This window comes from Roseibium sp. R5 (assembly GCF_055755305.1).
In genome coordinates this window covers 1,542,566-1,561,233 of the sequence record NZ_CM146910.1, presented here as the reverse complement: position 1 = coordinate 1,561,233, position 18,668 = coordinate 1,542,566, and the positions used below count along the sequence as shown (strand labels likewise).

Here is an 18,668-nt window from a genome sequence, read left to right as displayed (position 1 = left end):
CTGTGGCGCGCAGCCAATGTGTGTAACTTAGACGGCGAAATTACTTGTTGGTTATCAATTGGTTACGGCAACAAAAAACCGTTTCATTCCAATGCTTTGCAATTGTTAAAATTGACACTATCTGGTTTGAGTTCCAAAGCCCCTGCTTTTTTTGAAACTCGACGTTTCCTCGCCGTTAATTTTTATCGTGAGACCATCAATTCTATTGCCGCCGCGCCGGCTCAAGACGCCGTCAAAACACACCCAACGCCTGAAGCATCAGGTTCAATGCAAGGGCCGTCATCACCCATCGGAATCCCTTTTTGAATGCCTGCTCATTCATCCGCCCAAGCAGTTGGCTACCTGCAAGTGTTCCAAGAAATCCGCTAGCGATCATCGCAATGATAAGACCCAGCCAGGGCGCAAATGCAAAACCTAGAAGGCCGAAAGCAGCAATCTTGAAGACATGCATCATCATGGCCGTAACCGCTTGATTTGCAACGAATTGATGGCGGCTGAGACCGAGCGTAGACAGCACCGATCCGCCAATCGGCCCGGCGGCTCCGAAAAACATGGACAGGAACGTCGACGCAAAACCGGCGCCGGCCATGGCCCGTTTTTTCATACCGCCCAATTTCGGCGGTCTGCCCCAAACCACCCAGACGACAAACAGGGCGATCCCTGCTTTCAAAATGGCTGCCGGCAACTGAACCGCGATGGAACCTCCCAACGCCGCCCCTGCCGCAGCTCCAATTGCGAACCAAACAGCAATCAGCCAATCGACATGTTTGATTTGAACCATCGCCCGGCCCGCATTGGAGCCGAACTGGACAACGCCGTGCACGGGAACCAAGGCATTCAGCGGCATGATCAGCGCCATGATCGCAATCAGAGCAATGCCCCCACCCAAACCGACGGCAGCCGCCAAAGCAGATGTGAGGAAGCTGCAAGCAACCAGCAGCAGCGTTGCCAGACCCGACAGGTCTTGAGGAACGAGGACATCAACCAGGCTCACGCTGTCACGACCATCGTGTGTTTGCGTAATTAAGCGCCTCGCGAACATCCAGCTGGCGCGTGGAATTGCCACTGCGCACGTAGAAGATCGATGACTTGCCTTCTTCGAGGTACACAGCGCGCGGTGCCGGTCGGATGATGATCATCGCAACATCTTCCCCGCCAACACTAGAAAAAACCGTATGAATATAGGGACATAAATCACCCCCAAGGTTTTTCGAAACGATATCGTTTACTGTCCGCTCAAAGGCATCGTGATCCGGGCTCCGCAGGGTGGCAAGGTCTTTGGCAAGGCCAAGAGGTTTGCCGTCGTCATCGACACCAACAATCAGATGCCCGCCTTTGGCGTTGAAGAACCCGGCGATTGTTTTCGCAATCACCTTTTCTAATCCACGATTGATCCTGTTTTCCTGAACGTCCCACCTCAGCGATGATTTGAACTCAACCCGGTCGGTCTCACCCTGCGCAATCAGTTGCGGAACAAGCGCGATTTGTTCTTCGCGTAGGGATTTGTAGGCCTCACTCGCCCGCAGATAGTTGCGGGTAAAAACACCAAAAGCGAGACCCACGATGGCACCAACAAGGGTGTAGGCAACTGCTACGTCCCAATGACGGGGCAGAAGCACAAACCACAAACGGGCGTTCAAAAACTCGATGAGCAGGGGCGCCGTTTCTGAAAAACGCGCCAGTTCCCACCAAACCACCACCAGATTGAGCGGATGAATAACAAGAACACCGACGATGGCACCGACGAGGACGTAAGTCGGGATGATTGGCAGGCGGGACGAGAGAAAGGACACGGCAGGAACCCGAAATGAAAACGCCGGAAGAACTCCGGCGTTTTCTAGCACAAATGATCAGGCTGCGCGCGGCATTGCCGTTTCAACCAGTTTGACCCAGTAGGAACAACCAACTGGGATGAGTTCGTCATTGAAATCATAGGCTGGATGGTGCAGCCCGGCGCTGTCACCGTTGCCAGCAAAGATGAAAGCGCCCGGACGTTCTTCCAGCATGAAGGAGAAGTCTTCACCGCCCATCATCGGGTCAATCGACCGGTTGACCTTGCCTTCTCCAGCGATGGTCTCGGCAATGCCAGCTGCAAAGTCGGTCTGCTCATCGTGGTTGGCCGTAACCGGATAGCCGCGCAGGAACGTAAGCTCGGCGGTGGCGCCAAATGCATCGGCAACAGAGGTCACGATCTTGTTCATGCGCTCTTCTGCCAAATCCCGCATCTGCGGGCTCAAGGTCCGAACGGTACCGCGCAAAGTGACTTCCTGCGGGATCACGTTGAAAGCGTTTCCGCCGTTGAAGACGGTAACCGAAACAACGATAGAATCCAGTGGGTTGGCATTCCGGCTCGCAATCGTCTGCAGGGCATTGACCATGTTCGTGCCGGTTACGATCGGATCGATGGTCTCATGCGGCTTGGCGGCGTGACCACCGCGCCCGGTGATGACGATCCGGAACTCATCGGTCGCGGCCATGATCGGTCCTTTGCGGATCGCGAACTCGCCAACCGGCATGCCCGGAAAATTGTGCATGCCGTAAACTTCATCAATCGGCCAACGGGTCATCAGACCATCATCGATCATGGCTTTTGCACCGGCGCCGCCTTCTTCGGCCGGCTGAAAGATCACAACAACCGTGCCGTCGAAATTGCGGGTTTCTGACAGATACTTTGCAGCACCCAGAAGCATCGCGGTGTGGCCATCATGACCGCACGCATGCATCTTGCCCGGGACTTTCGAAGCGTAGGGTTTTCCGGTGATTTCCTCGATCGGAAGTGCATCCATGTCTGCGCGCAATCCGATCGTCTTGCCAGCACCGCCATTCTTGCCCTTGATCACGCCGACAACACCGGTTTTGCCGATGCCAGTGACGACTTCATCCAGACCGAAGCTTTCCAAGAGTTCGGCAACCTTGCCGGACGTGCGGACCGTTTCGTAGAGGATTTCCGGATTCTCGTGAAAGTCGCGGCGCCACGCTGTGATCTCATCAGCCAGATCTGCGAGGCGATTTACGATGGGCATGAAGAACTCCTTGAAAAACTTCAGTTTTGAAGGGGTGTCCGCGTCAGCGCATGATGTGCGGCCAAAACGGAAGGGACTGTCAGTTGGTGGAAAATGTCACACATGCGAACGGTTTGGCAAGGATATCCGTGCCTGGACCGGACGTCAGGATTGTTTTTCCGCCACCTTGTAGACGCGCGTATTCTTTATTTCGTTATCCTCCAACTGACCAACAACGGGCACTTGGTATTCGGCCAGTTCTTTCAGCCGTTCCTTCGGCAGATAAGACCGGCCCGGATCACCGACATAAACCTCGATTTCGGCCTCAATCAGCGCGTCCAGGAATGTCATAACCTGATCGGCCATGTGCCGGTCGTAAAACACGTCCCCGCAAAACACGACCTCAACATCCGGAACGGAAGACTGTGTGATATCTCCCTCGGCGAACGTTGCCACCACGCCATTCAAGTCCGCGTTAATCCGGGATGCCGCGATGGCAAATGGGTCAATGTCGACCCCGTGACAAGAGTCCGCACCTGCCATTTTTGCCGCAATGGCCACAAGACCAGACCCGCACGCAAAATCCAACACGCGCTTTTGATAAACCACTTCAGGGTGATCGAGCACATACCGGGCAAGACCTTGACCTCCGGCCCAGGCAAACGCCCAGAAAGGAGGAGCAAGACCAAGCTCGCCAAGCTCCTCTTCAGTTTTTTGCCAAAGATCCATCGCCTCATCTGCAACGTGAAGAGAGATCTCTTCCGCATGCGGCACGGGCCGTATCCGGGTTTCTTCCCGGATAAACTTTTCGGGATCGGTAATTCGGGCCAAAAGCGTTTCCAAAAACCGGGTGTCGGATCAGGCTGGCTTGGACATTCCGCCCATTTCGCAGACGATCTTCCATTCCTCTTCCGTGACGGGCTGAACCGACAGACGCATGGAGGTCACCAGGGACATTTTTTCCAAACGCGGCTCAGCCTTTACCTGTGCCAGTGTCACCGGGTTCGGCATGTCGCACACGGCCTTGAAGTCCACGCATTCCCAACGTGGATCATCCGTTGTGGTGTCTGGATGGATCTCGCTGCATACCTCGACAACACCGACGACTTCCTTGCCGATATTGGAGTGATAGAAGAAGGCTTTATCGCCAATCTCCATGGCCCTCATGTTGTTGCGCGCCTGATAATTGCGAATGCCGTCCCATTGTTCACCGGCATCGCCCTTGGCTTTTTGTTGCTCCCAAGACCACTTGTCCGGTTCGGATTTGATCAACCAGTACTGCACTTATGCGTTCTCCGGGTTTTTCACGACCCAATTCCAGGGCCGGATTTCAACGCTCTCAAACAAACCGGCTTTTGCGTACGGGTCCTCCTCGGAGATCGCAAGCGCTTCATCCCGGTTGGCCGCTTCAATCACCACAAGGGACCCGGTCATGTTGCCATCATCATCCAGAAACGGCCCAGCTGCCTTCAGGCCATTTCCCATGCCTTTCAAGAAAGCGAGATGTGCTTCGCGGTTATCGAGGCGTGTTTGCAGGGCACCAGGTTTGTCGGTGCAGATCAGGGCATAAAGCATTTACGGTTTCCCATTAGACAGAGTGAGGGTGAACCTAGTGCCCCACCGTCACAAACTCAATGCCGCCGGAGTGCCCAGCGGTACACTGCTACAGCAAAAACAGACGTTTCATTCCAATCACGATTGCATCGACGGAAGCCCGGCCGAAAACCAGAACTCCCGGTCGAAAAACCATCGTTTCTGAAAACTTCTCGACAAGCGGATTGTATGGGTGTTTCTTTGCGCTCCCGGCCATCATCTTTCTGCCGGGCGCTTTGAGATTGGATTTTCATGTCTATTGGATTTGTGCGCTCGGCCATTGTGCTGGGCCTTTTGGCCGTTGTTGGTCCCTTCGCCATTGACCTTTATCTGCCGGCCATGCCGCAGATCGTGGCTGATTTGAATACAGACGATGCGGCCGTCCAGTTCACGTTCACCGTGTATTTCATCGCGTTCGGTTTGGCGCAGCTGATCTATGGCCCACTTGCCGACCGATATGGCCGGCGCCTGCCCGTGTTTCTCGGCCTCGTTGTCTATATTATCGGATCCTTGATGTGCGCCTGGGCTGTAGACGTTGACGCCTTGACGCTCGGCCGCCTGGTTCAGGCGATTGGGGCAGGCGCGCCCATGGTGATTGTCCGTGCCGTTGTCCGCGATCTACATACCGGGACCGAAGCAACCCGCCTTATGGCGCTGGTCATGCTGGTCTTCAGCGTCTCGCCCATGCTGGCACCACTGGCTGGCAGTGTCCTCATCACATTCGGCAGCTGGCGGCTGATATTTCTGACCCTTGGCGTTCTGGCTTTCGCATCGATGGTGATGATCATTTTCCAGCTTCCGGAAACACTGCCGCCCGAGCGGCGCAGCAAGATTGATGCAACTGCCCTGGTTCGCAGCACGATTTATCTCTTCGGCGACGCCCGCTTTTTGGGACTGACTTTGATTGGCGGATTTGCATTGGCAAGCTTCTTTGTGTTCATCGCTGCCGCACCCTTGGTCTATATGACCCAGTATGAGCTTACACCGACCGGTTTCAGCATCGTCTTCGCAATCAATGCGGTCGGTTTCTTTGCTTCGTCCCAGTTCGCCGCCCCCTTGGGCGAGCGCTTCGGCATGGCCCGTGTTGCCTTTGTGGGTGTGGGTGGTTTCACGGCGGCGACAACGACGCTGTTCATCCTGGTCTTGTCGGGAATAGACGGCCTGCCGGTCCTGATGGCGCTTTTGTTTATTGCAAACTCGTTTCTGGGGCAGGTCATTGCTCCTGCGATGGTCATGGCCCTTGAAGACCATGGGGAACATGCAGGGATGGCGTCCTCGCTCGGCGGCACGCTGCAGATGGTGGCAGGCGGTGTGATGATCGGCCTCTGCACACCGTTCTTCGACCGGACGGCCTTGCCGCTAACAGGCGCGATCGCCGCCTGCGCCATAATCACTTTGGCGCTTGCGCTTGTGACATTCCGGCCGGCACGCCGTGGAGACGCCCCGGCCGAATAACCTGGTTCAGGTGGCGCTGCCGATTTCGTCCAGCTTTTTCTGCAGGGACAGTTTGTCGAGCGACGTTAATGGCAAGCTTGTAAAAATCGAAATCCGGTTGCTCAACATCCGGAAAGCCTCGGCAAAAGCCAATTGCTGCTCGGTCTCGTTGCCTTCCACCGCTACAGGATCGGGCACACCCCAATGCGCACTCATCGGCTGCCCAGGCCAAACCGGGCAACTTTCCTTGGCCGCATTGTCACAGACCGTAAAGACAAAATCCATTTCCGGGGCGTCCGGGGTCGCGAATTCGTCCCAGCTCTTTGAGCGGGCATCTTCACTTTTGTAATTCATCTTTCCAAGGAGCGCCAAAACTTCCGGACGCACAGATCCGGAGGGCGTTGAGCCAGCAGAATAGGCCTTGAAACGGCCCTTGCCGTCGCGGTTCAGGATCGCCTCGGCCATAATCGAGCGGGCGGAATTGCCCGTACACAGAAAGAGAACATTGTAGGCTTTATCTGACATTACGAACTTTCCCGATGGTCTACATTTGACGTTGTCTCGGCTTGGCAGGTCACGATTTCCATAACCTGCGCGCACAAATCCGGGTGGCCACCACAACAATCAGCCAGCAGAAACGTCAGAAGATCGCGCGTTCGGTCCATATTCGCGAAATAGCGGATGCTGCGGCCTTCCCGTTCGTTCTTCACGAGCCCTGCCTGAAGCAAAACGCTAAGATTTGCGGACATGGTGTTTTGCCGGACACCCAAAACTTCTCCAATTTCTCCTGAGCTCATCCCGTCCGGCCCGGCCTTGATCAAAAGACGGAAGACGTCCAATCGTGTTTTTTGGCTTAGAGCGCCGAAGGCCCACAGTGCGAAATTTATATCCATAAATCATGATATATTGATTTGTTAGCAACTGGCAAGGTGTTTTGCAGGATTGTTCGCCCCTGTCCCGGCAGCCCAATGTCGGAAAAATCGCTTGAGTAGATTGAAAAGAACTGATCCTCTCTGCGCATCGAGATCAATTCCATCAAACAGTCAAAGCGTTGATACCAAACGCATTGCTTCGACAGCAAAACAAACAGTCGAAAGAAGCGCCGATGTCAGAAGCAGATTTTTCCGTGACGGAATTTGAGGATCGCGCAGAAAGTGCTCAGCGCTTGATGCGTGAACAGGGTTTCGACGCGCTCCTGTTCACGACCGAGGCGGAAGTCCGGTATTTCACAGGGTTTCGGACGCTCTTCTGGCAGAGCCCGGCGCGACCCTGGTTCTGTATTCTTCCGCGAACCGGCAAACCCATCGCCGTCATCCCGAAAATCGGCGCGCATTTGATGGCCAGCACCTGGGTCGATGATATCCGGACATTTGTAGCACCCCACCCAACGGATGAAGGGGTCCGTCTCTTAAGCAATGCGCTCAAACCCTACGCGGTGGTCGGGATGCCGATGGGCCGCGAGAGTTCCCTGCGCATGCCGCTCATGGATTTCGAAAGGGTCAAGGTCACCCTTCCGGGCACTGAATTCCGGAACGCCAGCGCGCTTGTCCAGTCGGTCCGCCATATCAAGTCGGAAGCAGAAATTGCGATCCATCGTGAGATCTGTCAGATCGCTTCGCGCAGCTTTGAAAGCGCGGCCAACCTGTTTCACGAAGGCCAAAGCCTGAAAAGTGCCTTTCGAAGGTTCAAGATCGATCTTCTGGAGCGCGGCGCGGACGATGTCCCGTATCTCGTCGGCGGCGCCGGTCCGGGCGGGTATGGCGATGTGATTTCACCGCCCACCGATGCACCACTTAAGGCCGGCGATGTGCTCATGCTCGACACGGGCGCGGTTAAAAACGGCTATTTTTGCGACTTTGACAGGAATTTTGCGATCGGCCATGCCAGCGATCCGGTCCGGCAAGCTCATCGCAAACTTGTCGAAGCGGTGTATGCCGCGGCCGCCATTGCCCGGCCGGGCAAGACTTGCGCGGATCTTTTCGCCGCGATCACCGATGTGCTTGGACAAACAGACGGAGATGTCGGCCGGATGGGGCATGGCCTCGGCATTCAGCTGACGGAAACGCCGTCGCTCACGGCGTTCGACGAAACGGTCCTTCAGGAGCGGATGGTTCTGACACTGGAACCGGGCCTTGATCTTGGCAACGGCAAGATGATGGTGCATGAGGAAAACATCGTCATCCGCGACGGCGCACCGGAATTCCTATCGACGCCGGCAGATCCGGAAATTCCGGTTATTCAGTAACAAGAGCGCACGACATGGACCTCAAATTCCAAACAGACAACGGCCTTGCCCACAAAGCCGCCCTTGGGCTGATCGTTCTGCAGGCGGACGAGACGATCGAAAACGAATTCCGGCCCCTGTTCGACATCGACGGCGTGACCTTAAATCACACCCGCATCGAAAGCGCCCCGGAAGTCACAGCCGAAACTCTGATGCGGATGAAAGCGCAACTGACAGGGACCGCTGCGCTTCTGCCAGGCGCCCGCGAATTGGATGTCATAGGCTATGCCTGCACATCGGCGTCGACCGTTATTGGCTCGGAGGAAGTTGCCAAAGCCGTTCAAGAAGCTCATCCGGCCGCCAAAGTGACCAACCCGGCCGCCGCGGTCCTAGCCGCGCTTGAGCACTTGACCGCAAAAAAGATCGGGGTGGTCACGCCCTATATCGCCGAAGTTTCCGAGGCCGTGGTGACCCTTTTGGAAGAGAATGGCTTTACCCCGGCGAGAGTCGGCTCCTTCGGCCAATCCGAAGAGGCCGTGGTGGCCCGGATTTCACCAGCCTCGACGATGGATGCCATTTGTACGGTCGGAAAGGACCAGGACGTGGATGCCGTATTCGCCTCCTGCACCAACTTGCGGACGTTCCCGGTGATTGAGGCCTGTGAAACAAAACTCGGCAAGCCGGTCATCAGCTCCAACTCGGCCCTTGCCTGGCACATGATGCAGCTTGCCCGACTTGAGACCAAAGGACGTGGACCGGGCCGCCTGTTCGACTGACACCTAATCAATCTTGAATTTTAAGAAAAAAAAATGCCATCATTTGGCGATCAAGGCGCTCGAGCCAAACACTCTGCATTGCAGTCTCAGGAGGCGGGACAGTGGACTATGTGGCAGGCTTCACTTTAGGTCACTTTCTGGACCCAGATCGCATAAATTGGCAAGCCACTGGGCCAAGACCACTTTCATGGGCAATGTGGTACCCGGCGGATCTGGTCTCACCCACCGAAGAACAATTAGGCGGCGCCAAAGACAGACCTTATCTGTCCAACGGTCCGGTAAGCCTGGACGCCGCCCTAAGTGGTCGACAAAGCACTTACCCGCTCATTGTCATGTCACACGGCACAGGTGGGTCCGCTCTCGGCATGGGATGGTTTGGCCGGCGCTTGGCTGAAAAAGGTTACATCGTCGTTGGAGCGAACCATCATGGGAACACAGCGATTGAGCCCTATCAGCCGGAAGGGTTTCTATGCGCATGGGAACGCAGCCGGGATCTTTCCACACTCTTGGATAAATTTGTCAGAGACCCAAAGTACGGCGATCACATTGATCAGAAACGCATTTTCGCGGCTGGTTTTTCTTTGGGCGGGCATACCGTAATCGCGAGTGCCGGCGCAGTTTACGCCAACGATCAGTTCCTCGCATGGCTTGCAGATCAACCCGGCGTAAACGGGCCGCGCGAATTTCCGGATTTGGGCGACCACGTGGAGCAGCTCATGGAAAACTCTGCGCCATTCCGGACATCTATGACCCGCGATGGGCAGTCCTATCATGATCCCCGGATAAAAGCCGTTTTCGCAATGGCTCCCGCACCGACGGTTCGCGGGTTCAACACGGACAGTCTAGCCGAAATCACAGTGCCGATTTACATCCAGACCGGAGCTGCCGATCAGGAATGCCCGGTCGAGAGCTGCACAAATTGGCTGGGCGCGCAAAACCCGTCTTTCCAGATTGAAATTCTGGATGGCGACGTCGGACATTATATCTTTTTGAGTGAGCCCACCAAATATGCCATCGAGGATGTTCCCGAAATTTCGATCGATCCCGCGGGCATTGACCGCCGAACCATCCATCAACATGCCGCTGCCACCGCCGATCGTTTCTTCTCTGCAACAGAATGAAACCCAAAGGCCGGATCTGGCCGCTTTGCGTATTGACTCTCAAGGTTTTCCGGGCAAAAAGGGCGCCGTCTCGAATTTTGTCGAATGTGAGTTTCCGATGACCCGGCTGAAAGCCGACATTCTGGATATGATGTCTGAAGCCCTTGCCAGCGTGACCTTCATGCGCGGCGGGATGATGACGCCTGCCAAAACCACATTCAAGCACACGACAAAAACTACCAAGACCACCGCTTAAGGTGCCGCTCATCCCGCCTCCCCGGGGATGGGAGGCGCCAGGAAGCTGGCATGCCTGATGACCTGGGCAGCTGGTGAAGCGGGGAGACGGACAAGGACAGTCACATGGGTTTCAAGATCGCAATTGCTGGGGCAACCGGAAACGTTGGCCGGGAGATGCTGGATATTCTCGCAGAGCGCGGCTTTCCGGCGGACGAAGTCGTCGCGCTGGCGTCCCGCCGCTCCCAAGGCACGGACATTTCCTTCGGCGACAAAACGCTGAAGGTCCAGGCGATGGAGAACTATGATTTCTCCGACACCGACATCTGCCTGATGTCCGCTGGCGGCACCATCTCCAAGGAATGGTCCCCAAGGATCGGCACGAAGGGCTGCGTTGTGATCGACAACTCGTCCGCCTGGCGCTACGACGCGGACGTGCCATTGATCGTTCCTGAAGTGAATGCTGATGCCATCACCGGTTTCACCAAGAAGAACATCATCGCCAACCCGAACTGCTCCACTGCGCAGCTCGTTGTTGCGCTGAAGCCGCTGCACGATCATGCCAAGATCAAGCGCGTTGTCGTCTCCACCTACCAGTCGGTCTCCGGTGGCGGCAAGGACGCCATGGAAGAGCTGTTCAACCAGACCCGTGCCGTGTTTGTGAACGACCCGATTGAGCCGGAAAAGTTCACCAAGCGGATCGCGTTCAACGTCATTCCGCACATCGATGTCTTCATGGAAGACGGCTACACCAAGGAAGAATGGAAGGTGCTGGCCGAAACCAAGAAGATGCTTGATCCGGCCATCAAGGTGACCTGCACCGCGGTACGCGTCCCTGTCTTCATCGGCCACTCCGAAAGCGTCAACATCGAGTTCGAAAACGAGATCACGGCGGAAGATGCCCGCAACATCCTGCGCGAAGCTCCGGGTTGCCTGGTCATCGACAAGCACGAAGACGGCGGCTACATCACGCCGTATGAATCTGCCGGCGAAGATGCGACCTACATCTCCCGCATCCGCGAAGATGCAACCATCGAGAACGGTCTCAACATGTGGGTTGTCTCCGACAACCTGCGCAAGGGCGCGGCGCTCAACACGGTTCAGATCGCCGAGGTTCTGGTGAACCGCGGTCTGATCACTCCGAAAAAGGCCGCGGCCTAAGTATTTCTAAGCGGGCGCTATCCGGCGCCCGTTTTGTTCTTCTCTTCCCATATATCATTGAGACAAGGAGCCCGGCGCCATGCCCGAGGCTTTTTCCGGTTCTTTTCAGGAATTCCTGACAACCAAACCCGATGCCCGGTTTACCGACTGGCTTGCCGCCCGCGCCGAACCGCACTGGAGCGCGGCAACCGGTCATGCCTTCACAAAGGCCATCGGCGACGGCAGCATGCCGGATGACGCCTATGCCCGGTATCTGGTTGAAGACTATACCTTCATCACCGATCTCGCTTCGACACTCGGATATCTTGTCGCCAAAGCGCCCTCCATGCGCTCCAAGGCCCGCCTGTCAGGTTTTCTGGCTTTATTGACGTCGGAAGAAAACGACTACTTTCTTCGGTCTTTCAATGCGCTTGGTGTTCCGGCAGAAACTTATGAAACAGCCGCTCAGGGACCGGTCACACGGGCTTTCACCGATCTGCTTCTCACCTCCTCCGGCAAAGGCACCTATGCCGAAGGCCTGGCTTGCCTCTTGTGCGCCGAGTGGTGCTATCTGACCTGGGGGCTGCGCGAAGCGCAAAAGCCACGCCCGCAACACTTCTATCTCGCAGAATGGATCGATCTGCATGCGGTCGAGGGCTTTGAGAGTTTCGTCAACTGGATCCGCGAAGAGATGGATGCTGTTGGCAGCGCGCTTGGCGCAGCGGAACAGGAGCGTCTGGCGGTGATTTTTACCCGCTTGAGCAGGCTTGAAACGGCGTTTTTTGACGCGGCATGGACCGGCGAAGCAGCTCTCCCGGCTGATCCTGCCGCGCGGTCTTAAAGAGAATGTTCGTCTATGAAGCTGCCGCTCTTGGTGCCGCCGCCCTTTGGGCTCTAACCGGCTTGATATCGGCGGGGCCGGCGCAGCACTTGGGTGCGATTGCCTTCAATTGCACCCGCATGGTGCTCGTCGCGCTGATGCTGATTGCCTGGGTGGCGTTCTCCACCGGTTGGGGATCAATCAGCGCTGACCATATTGTGCCGCTGATGCTCTCCGGCGTGATCGGGATCTTCATGGGTGACACGGCGCTTTTCCTGACGCTGAACCGAATGGGCCCGCGCCGCACGGCGATGCTGTTTTCGCTGAATGCGCCGATGTCGGCAATCCTCGGCTGGCTGCTCTTGAACGAAGACCTGACGGTCGCGCAGATCCTCGGAATTCTCATCACCTTCAGCGGCGTGTTGCTGGCCATCCGCTTCGGCAAACGCAAATCCCAGCTGCACCAGTGGGAAAGCATTCGCGGGCCGCTGTGGGCCGGCGTCTTGCTGGGACTGGCCGCTGCCCTGTCGCAGTCCATCGGCTCGTTGATCGCCCGCCCGGTGATGGAAACCGGCGCCGATCCGGTCGCCGCTTCCAGCCTTCGCGTCGGCATGGCTGCGCTCTGCCTTCTGGCATTGACCCGCCTTCCGGTCTCCTGGGTGAAACCGGCCGACCGGTTTACCCCGTCCCTTGTTGGCCTGATTGCACTCTCCGGTTTTCTCGGCATGGGCGTCGGCATGACGCTGATCCTGTTCGCGCTGTCCGGAGGTGAAGTCGGCATCATCGCAACCCTCTCCGCCACCACCCCGGCCCTGATGCTGCCGATGCTCTGGTGGCGGACCAAGGAAATCCCGGCACTTGGCGCTTGGGCCGGTGCCGGACTTGTGGTCATCGGCAGCGCGTTGCTGTTTGCGAGTTAGCCGGAAACATCCTGCTTCAACAGATCCGGCATGAACGGCAGATCCGTTTTGCCGATGTCGATCCCGGCCTGCATGTAAAGCGTGGACAGCTGGCCCCGATGGTGGGTCTGGTGATTGAACATATGCGTCAGGCACAGCCAACGCGGCCGGGTCCGGGTCTGACAGTCACTGCGGCTGGTCCATTCCAGGTTTCCGGCCAGCCATTCGGATGTCAGTCCACCGGCAAACTCTTCAATGTCGGCGCAGATCTCGAAATGCGCGGCCTTGAGAGCTTCGTAATCCTGGAAAATATCGACGCCCATGCCGCCGACCTCGTAATCCCGGCCCGTGAAGTGGCGCATCCAAGCGCGATCGCCGAAAAGCAGATGATTGAGGGTGGAATGAACGGATTTGAAGAAAGCCCCTCGGTCCTCTCTGCGATCCGCATCGCTCATCTTCTCCGCGGCCACATAGGCTTTTTCCGTCATCCAGGTGTTGTACTTGGAAAGACGCTGGTAAATCGCAATTTCAGTTGTCATGGGAAGGCCTTGGAACAGGTATCGGAATTGGAACCGCTTGATGCCAAAAAACAGCTCACCCGGCTAGGCCCATTCAAGCAACGCCCACTATTCAGCGGCGACCGTCGGGATCGGCATGGCTTCCGGGCCATCAGCCGTTTCAAAACGCTCTGTGACCGGATCCATCACCCGCAGTTCCGCAGACCCGATATCGAACCAGGCGCCGTGCAGTTGCAGCTCGCCCCGATCAACCGCCTCTTTCACAAATGGAAAGGTCATTAGGTTCTTTAGCGATTGCCGCACGCCGGCATATTCCATGGCCAGCTGCGGGTCTTCGATCTTATCGACCGGCATACATGCCATTGAGATCGCTGCAGGTTCCAGAAGCTTGATCCAGCGTCCAATGAACCCCTTCTGCGCGTGGTCCTGATTGGCGCTTTCGCGGAAGGCCTGGATGCCTCCGCACTTGCAGTGGCCCATGACCACGATGTGCTTCACGTGAAGACCGGTCACGCCATATTCAATGGCCGCACTTGTGCCGTGCTGGCCTTCGGTGGCCTCGAACGGCGGCACAAGATTGGCAACGTTGCGCACAACAAACAACTCACCCGGACCCGCCCCGAAGATGCCTTCCGGGGTTACACGGCTGTCGCAGCAAGACACCACCATGACTTCCGGCGTCTGCCCGTAGATCGCAAGATGTTCCTGGATTTCCTTATGGCGCACAAAGCCCTTGTTCAGATAACGGCTGTATCCGTTGAGCAATTCGGATGGGAATGCCATCGCCGTGATCTCCTGAGCATTGGCGCACGCAGTGCAGTCCAACAGTTTTACGGGATCACTCAAGCGCGCCCAATCAGGGGAAGTACGTACACGCCCTCAGCAAAAGTGGCTAAATGTCTGGAGTGCTGGGACCTTAGAAGCGCTCGGCGCGCAGGACCTGACAATCGGACACGCAGACGACGCCGATGTGGCGTTCAACCACTCCAAATGCAGCTTCCAGGAGCTCATCCAGGCGTTCCGGACGGATAATGCAAATGATCGAGACCATGCCGCCGGCGCGGGACACCTGGCCCTCGCGGCTCCACCGGCCAGACCGGCCACTGCCGCCCAGAACCGGCAAAATCGTGTAGCCGGTCACACCGGCCCGGTCGAGCGCGTTGGTCAAACGCGTTTCCATCGGCGCTTCGATCGTGATCTCGACCCGCTTGGCCTGTTTCATTTCCATGGCTTATCCCCCCACTGCCTGCGCGACACTTAAGTACAGCGGTATGCCAAGTGTCAGGTTGAATGGAAAGGTTATTCCAAGCGACATGGTGAGATAAATAGACGGATTGGCCTCGGGCAAGGCCACACGCATGGCCGCAGGCACCGCGATATAGGAAGCTGACGCGCTCAAGGTCATCAAAAGAACTGCCCCGCCGGTCGACAGGCCAATCAGGCTGGCGGCAATCAATCCGGCTGCCGATCCCAGCACGGGCATCAGGATACCGAAGCTGATCAGGCCCGGCCGCAGCTGGTGGGCGCTCGCCCGCAAACCACGGCCCGCAACAAGCCCCATGTCGAGAAGAAACAGGCAGAGCACGCCTTTGAACGGCGAAACAATGAAACTTTCGATCTCCTTGAGGCCGTCTTCGCCGGTCAGGAAGCCAATCAGGAACGACCCTACCAACAGCACAATGGAGCCATTGAGCAAGATCTCGCGCCACAAGCCCTGCGTATCCTGTTCACGTTCCTTGGCTTCCGCGCTTGAAGAGAACCGCGCAACGATCCAGAGCGCGGACAAAATGGCCGGCGCTTCCATCACAGCGGCCACAGCCACCAAATAGCCTTCACTGGCAATCCCCTGGCTCTGCAGAACGGATGTTGCCGCGACAAATGTCACAATCGAGATTGAGCCGTAGTGACCAGCGACAGCAGCCGCATCCACCGTGCTCAACCGTGTCATGCCACGAAGAAGGGCAAACGCCAGGAACGGCAGCGCGAACGACAGGATCAGACCGGCGATCAGGGACAGGATCAGGGTCGCATCAATCCCGTGCGCACTGACGCTCACCCCGCCCTTGAAGCCAATCGCAAAGAGCAGATAGATCGACAGGGATTTGGCGGCCGCTTCCGGGATCGTCAGGTCGGAGCGGACGAATGCGGCTCCCAAACCAAGCGCGAAAAACAAAATGATAGGCGACAAAAGGTTCTGCGCCGCCAATCCAAGAATTGTTTCGATCACCTCTGGCCGCCCCTGCTTGATCTGATTTTCGCGAGCCAACCGGCACGCTCAAAAATACGTAGGATCACCTACGCCGCGCGGTATGAGACGTTTCCCGGCGGATTTCAAGGAAAAACAGCACAGATTGCACCCGATTGACTAAGCTTCACGCGGCTCAAGTCGCGACATTTACCGCGTGCGGTGGCTCTTCACCGTCCGGGTGATCTTCATAGGCATGCCGGACATTTTGCGGCGGCACTTTGTCGACCGGTCCGGGCAACGGATGAACAGGTCCGTGATCAACGCCCGGCTCAAGAACTTCAAGAGCTGCCGCCTTGTAGGCAGCAATCCCGTCAAGGGTATGATCTACAGTGTGATGATCGTCAATGAGAACTGCCGGGTCTTCAGTCGAGGAACCGGTATCTTGATCCTGGCGCTCTGCGGTACGCTTTTTGTCGCGGCCATATCCGGTGCCATCACCGTCCCGGTCCGCGGGATACTCTGTCGCATGCGCCACGACCTGGGCCGCGATGGGCCTTTCAATCGTCGTCGCCATTTCGGCCTCCTGGCCTTCAGAGAAAGCTTGCCTTCTGGCAAACCTTCTTTGATTTTCACAACAAAGAGTTAACGAATCTTTACGTTATGTTAACCCGTTGTTCCAGAAGCAGCAAATCTGACAGGACCGGTTATTACGACCTAAGCAGCCTTTTCAGCGGCACCGCCGACGATCTTGACGACATCGGCCATAATGTCCGTCAGCTGAAAGTCTTTGGGCGTATAGACCGCAGCAATTCCCATCGCTTTCAGCTGCGCGGCGTCTTCATCCGGGATGATGCCGCCGACGACAACAGGAATGTCATCTGCGCCCGAACTTCTCAAAAGATCCATCACATCGCGCACCAGCGCCAAATGGGATCCGGAGAGAATGGACAGGCCAATGACGTGAACGTCTTCTTCGACCGCAGCATTGACGATCTGGGCCGGGGTCAGGCGAATGCCCTCGTAAACGACCTCCATGCCGCAATCTCGCGCCCGCACGGCAATCTGTTCCGCGCCGTTGGAATGTCCGTCCAGCCCAGGCTTTCCAACAAGGAACTTGAGACGCCGGCCGAGTTTTTCTGACGCAGCTTCCACATCCGCGCGCACTGCGGCCAGATCACCGGCATCGTCGCTGACGGATTGACCAACACCCGTTGGAGCCCGGTACTCACCGAAGACCTCCCGCAAGGTGCGGCCCCATTCCCCGGTCGTCACACCAGCTTTAGCCGCAGCAATAGATGGCTCCATGATGTTCCGGCCTTCCTGGGCTGCCGCACGCAGTTCGGAAATGGCCGCATCAACAGCCGCCTGATCCCGTGCCTCACGCCAAGCCTTGACCTTCTCAATGGCCTCGCCCTCGACATGCTCGGGCACTGTGAGAATGCCGCCGTCTTCGCCAGCGGCCAGCGGGGACGGCTCGGTCTCGGTCCATTTGTTGACACCGACCACAACCTGATCACCGCTTTCGATCCCGGCAAGGCGCGCCGAATTGGCTTCCACCAGCTTGCGTTTCATGTAGCTGGACTCAACAGCCGCAACCGCCCCACCCATCGCATCAATGCGCGCGAGCTCCTCACGAGCTTCGTCTTTCAGCTCTTCAACCTTGCGGGTGATTTCCGCAGACCCGTCGAAGATGTCCGCATACTCCAGGAGGTCGGTCTCGTAGGCGAGGATCTGCTGCATTCTGAGCGACCATTGCTGATCGAACGGACGCGGCAGGCCCAGCGCCTCGTTCCAAGCTGGCAGCTGAACCGCACGTGCCCTTGCGTTTTTGGACAGAACGACGGCCAGCATTTCAACAAGAATGCGGTAGACGTTGTTTTCCGGCTGCGGCTCGGTCAGGCCGAGCGAGTTGACCTGAACGCCATACCGGAAACGGCGGTAGCGCTCGTCTTCAACACCGTAGCGCTCGCGGCAAATCTCGTCCCAAAGCTCTGTAAAGGCGCGCATCTTGCACATCTCAGTGACAAAGCGCATGCCTGCATTCACGAAGAACGAGATCCGGCCAACCGCCTTCGGGAAATCTTCCTCCGGGATCGCTCCACTTGCCTTCATGCTGTCGAGAATGGCCACCGCGGTCGCAAGTGCAAAGGACAATTCCTGGACCGGCGTCGCGCCTGCTTCCTGCAAATGGTAGGAGCAGACGTTCATCGGGTTCCACTTCGGCATGTTGGAATAAGTCCACGAAATGACATCCGTCGTCAGACTGAGCGAGGGCGCCGGCGGGAACACATAAGTGCCGCGGGAAAGGTATTCCTTGATGATGTCGTTCTGTGTGGTGCCGGAGAGCAGTTTGCGGTCCGCGCCCTGCTCATCAGCCGCAGCGATATAAAGTGACAACAGCCACGGCGCGGTCGCGTTGATCGTCATGGACGTATTCATGCGCTCCAGCGGGATCTCGTGAAAGAGTGTCCGCATATCGCTGAGATGGGCCACCGGCACACCGACCTTGCCAACTTCACCGCGCGCCAGAAGATCATCCGGATCATAACCGGTTTGTGTGGGCAAATCGAAAGCCACGGACAGTCCCGTCTGCCCCTTGGCCAAATTGCCCCGGTACAACTTGTTGGATTCGGCGGCTGTGGAATGCCCCGCATAGGTGCGAAAGATCCAAGGACGGTCCCGCTCTACCTTGCCATAGCCTGCTGCGCTCATGCCGCTTCTCCTCCTAAGGCCTTATTTT

22 protein-coding genes are annotated in these 18,668 nt (G+C 57.1%); 8 read left to right on the top strand and 14 right to left on the bottom strand.

Annotation, left to right across the window (positions count from 1 at the left end; translation table 11 throughout):
• Positions 1–232: 232 nt before the first annotated feature.
• The 6 genes from AC0J4F_RS07300 to AC0J4F_RS07275 all read right to left on the bottom strand — a co-directional run bounded on the left by AC0J4F_RS07300 (position 233) and on the right by AC0J4F_RS07275 (position 4,577).
• Positions 233–994 (bottom strand): sulfite exporter TauE/SafE family protein, encoded by a 762-nt coding sequence (locus AC0J4F_RS07300; RefSeq protein ID WP_473025845.1) that lies wholly within the window; start codon positions 992–994, stop codon positions 233–235.
• Between the two features lie 4 nt (positions 995–998).
• Complete coding sequence (locus tag AC0J4F_RS07295) at positions 999–1,793, bottom strand: AlbA family DNA-binding domain-containing protein (protein ID WP_306149655.1); 795 nt, start codon at positions 1,791–1,793, stop codon at positions 999–1,001.
• Positions 1,794–1,850: 57 nt separating this feature from the next.
• Positions 1,851–3,023: a M20 aminoacylase family protein gene (locus AC0J4F_RS07290; protein ID WP_133952267.1), complete on the bottom strand. Its 1,173-nt coding sequence runs from the start codon at positions 3,021–3,023 to the stop codon at positions 1,851–1,853.
• Between the two features lie 144 nt (positions 3,024–3,167).
• Positions 3,168–3,833 carry a class I SAM-dependent methyltransferase gene (locus AC0J4F_RS07285; RefSeq protein ID WP_133952269.1) on the bottom strand — a complete coding sequence of 222 codons (666 nt, stop codon included), beginning with the start codon at positions 3,831–3,833 and terminating at the stop codon, positions 3,168–3,170.
• A 27-nt stretch (positions 3,834–3,860) separates the two neighbouring features.
• Complete coding sequence (locus AC0J4F_RS07280) at positions 3,861–4,286, bottom strand: EVE domain-containing protein (protein ID WP_133952271.1); 426 nt, start codon at positions 4,284–4,286, stop codon at positions 3,861–3,863.
• Positions 4,287–4,577 carry a YciI-like protein gene (locus tag AC0J4F_RS07275; protein ID WP_133952273.1) on the bottom strand — a complete coding sequence of 97 codons (291 nt, stop codon included), beginning with the start codon at positions 4,575–4,577 and terminating at the stop codon, positions 4,287–4,289. It lies immediately after the preceding gene.
• A 270-nt stretch (positions 4,578–4,847) separates the two neighbouring features.
• Between AC0J4F_RS07275 and AC0J4F_RS07270 the strand changes: the two genes are divergently transcribed.
• Positions 4,848–6,050 carry a multidrug effflux MFS transporter gene (locus AC0J4F_RS07270; RefSeq protein ID WP_133952275.1) on the top strand — a complete coding sequence of 401 codons (1,203 nt, stop codon included), beginning with the start codon at positions 4,848–4,850 and terminating at the stop codon, positions 6,048–6,050.
• Positions 6,051–6,056: 6 nt separating this feature from the next.
• On the opposite strand, the gene AC0J4F_RS07265 is transcribed toward AC0J4F_RS07270, so the two are convergent.
• Positions 6,057–6,554, bottom strand: a complete 498-nt coding sequence (locus AC0J4F_RS07265; RefSeq protein ID WP_133952277.1) for an arsenate reductase ArsC — start codon at positions 6,552–6,554, stop codon at positions 6,057–6,059.
• The gene (locus tag AC0J4F_RS07260) at positions 6,554–6,922 is read right to left on the bottom strand and encodes an ArsR/SmtB family transcription factor (RefSeq protein ID WP_473025844.1); all 369 of its coding nucleotides are present in this window, start codon (positions 6,920–6,922) and stop codon (positions 6,554–6,556) included. The genes AC0J4F_RS07265 and AC0J4F_RS07260 overlap by 1 nt, the downstream gene beginning before the upstream one ends.
• 212 nt (positions 6,923–7,134) lie before the next feature.
• On the opposite strand from AC0J4F_RS07260, the gene AC0J4F_RS07255 reads away from it, so the two are divergent.
• The 7 genes from AC0J4F_RS07255 (at position 7,135) to AC0J4F_RS07225 (ending at position 13,243) form a co-directional block, all read left to right on the top strand.
• Positions 7,135–8,274 (top strand): M24 family metallopeptidase, encoded by a 1,140-nt coding sequence (locus AC0J4F_RS07255; protein WP_473025843.1) that lies wholly within the window; start codon positions 7,135–7,137, stop codon positions 8,272–8,274.
• 14 nt (positions 8,275–8,288) lie between these two features.
• Entirely contained in the window at positions 8,289–9,029 is a 741-nt protein-coding gene (locus tag AC0J4F_RS07250; RefSeq protein WP_473025842.1) for a maleate cis-trans isomerase family protein, read from the top strand.
• Positions 9,030–9,361: 332 nt separating this feature from the next.
• Positions 9,362–10,150: an alpha/beta hydrolase family protein gene (locus AC0J4F_RS07245; RefSeq protein ID WP_473025841.1), complete on the top strand. Its 789-nt coding sequence runs from the start codon at positions 9,362–9,364 to the stop codon at positions 10,148–10,150.
• 97 nt (positions 10,151–10,247) lie between these two features.
• The gene (locus AC0J4F_RS07240) at positions 10,248–10,385 is read left to right on the top strand and encodes a hypothetical protein (protein WP_473025840.1); all 138 of its coding nucleotides are present in this window, start codon (positions 10,248–10,250) and stop codon (positions 10,383–10,385) included.
• A gap of 104 nt (positions 10,386–10,489) precedes the next feature.
• Positions 10,490–11,524 carry an aspartate-semialdehyde dehydrogenase gene (locus AC0J4F_RS07235; protein WP_473025839.1) on the top strand — a complete coding sequence of 345 codons (1,035 nt, stop codon included), beginning with the start codon at positions 10,490–10,492 and terminating at the stop codon, positions 11,522–11,524.
• A 79-nt stretch (positions 11,525–11,603) separates the two neighbouring features.
• Entirely contained in the window at positions 11,604–12,344 is a 741-nt protein-coding gene (locus AC0J4F_RS07230; protein ID WP_473025838.1) for a TenA family protein, read from the top strand.
• 5 nt (positions 12,345–12,349) lie between these two features.
• Complete coding sequence (locus tag AC0J4F_RS07225; RefSeq protein WP_473025837.1) at positions 12,350–13,243, top strand: DMT family transporter; 894 nt, start codon at positions 12,350–12,352, stop codon at positions 13,241–13,243.
• On the opposite strand, the gene AC0J4F_RS07220 is transcribed toward AC0J4F_RS07225, so the two are convergent.
• The 6 genes from AC0J4F_RS07220 to AC0J4F_RS07195 all read right to left on the bottom strand — a co-directional run bounded on the left by AC0J4F_RS07220 (position 13,240) and on the right by AC0J4F_RS07195 (position 18,640).
• Positions 13,240–13,761, bottom strand: coding sequence for a DinB family protein (locus AC0J4F_RS07220; RefSeq protein ID WP_473025836.1), 522 nt, complete (start codon positions 13,759–13,761; stop codon positions 13,240–13,242). The two genes, AC0J4F_RS07225 and AC0J4F_RS07220, sit on opposite strands and share 4 nt — an antisense overlap.
• Positions 13,762–13,848: 87 nt before the next feature.
• Positions 13,849–14,523: a carbonic anhydrase gene (locus AC0J4F_RS07215; RefSeq protein ID WP_133952295.1), complete on the bottom strand. Its 675-nt coding sequence runs from the start codon at positions 14,521–14,523 to the stop codon at positions 13,849–13,851.
• A 133-nt stretch (positions 14,524–14,656) separates the two neighbouring features.
• Complete coding sequence (locus tag AC0J4F_RS07210; protein WP_055673291.1) at positions 14,657–14,968, bottom strand: P-II family nitrogen regulator; 312 nt, start codon at positions 14,966–14,968, stop codon at positions 14,657–14,659.
• 3 nt (positions 14,969–14,971) lie between these two features.
• Positions 14,972–15,967, bottom strand: a complete 996-nt coding sequence (locus tag AC0J4F_RS07205) for a sodium-dependent bicarbonate transport family permease (protein WP_422020779.1) — start codon at positions 15,965–15,967, stop codon at positions 14,972–14,974.
• Positions 15,968–16,121: 154 nt separating this feature from the next.
• On the bottom strand, positions 16,122–16,502 hold the full coding sequence (locus AC0J4F_RS07200) for a hypothetical protein (protein WP_209176170.1): 381 nt from the start codon (positions 16,500–16,502) through the stop codon (positions 16,122–16,124).
• A 140-nt stretch (positions 16,503–16,642) separates the two neighbouring features.
• Complete coding sequence (locus AC0J4F_RS07195; protein ID WP_473025835.1) at positions 16,643–18,640, bottom strand: methylmalonyl-CoA mutase family protein; 1,998 nt, start codon at positions 18,638–18,640, stop codon at positions 16,643–16,645.
• Between the last annotated feature and the right edge of the window lie 28 nt (positions 18,641–18,668).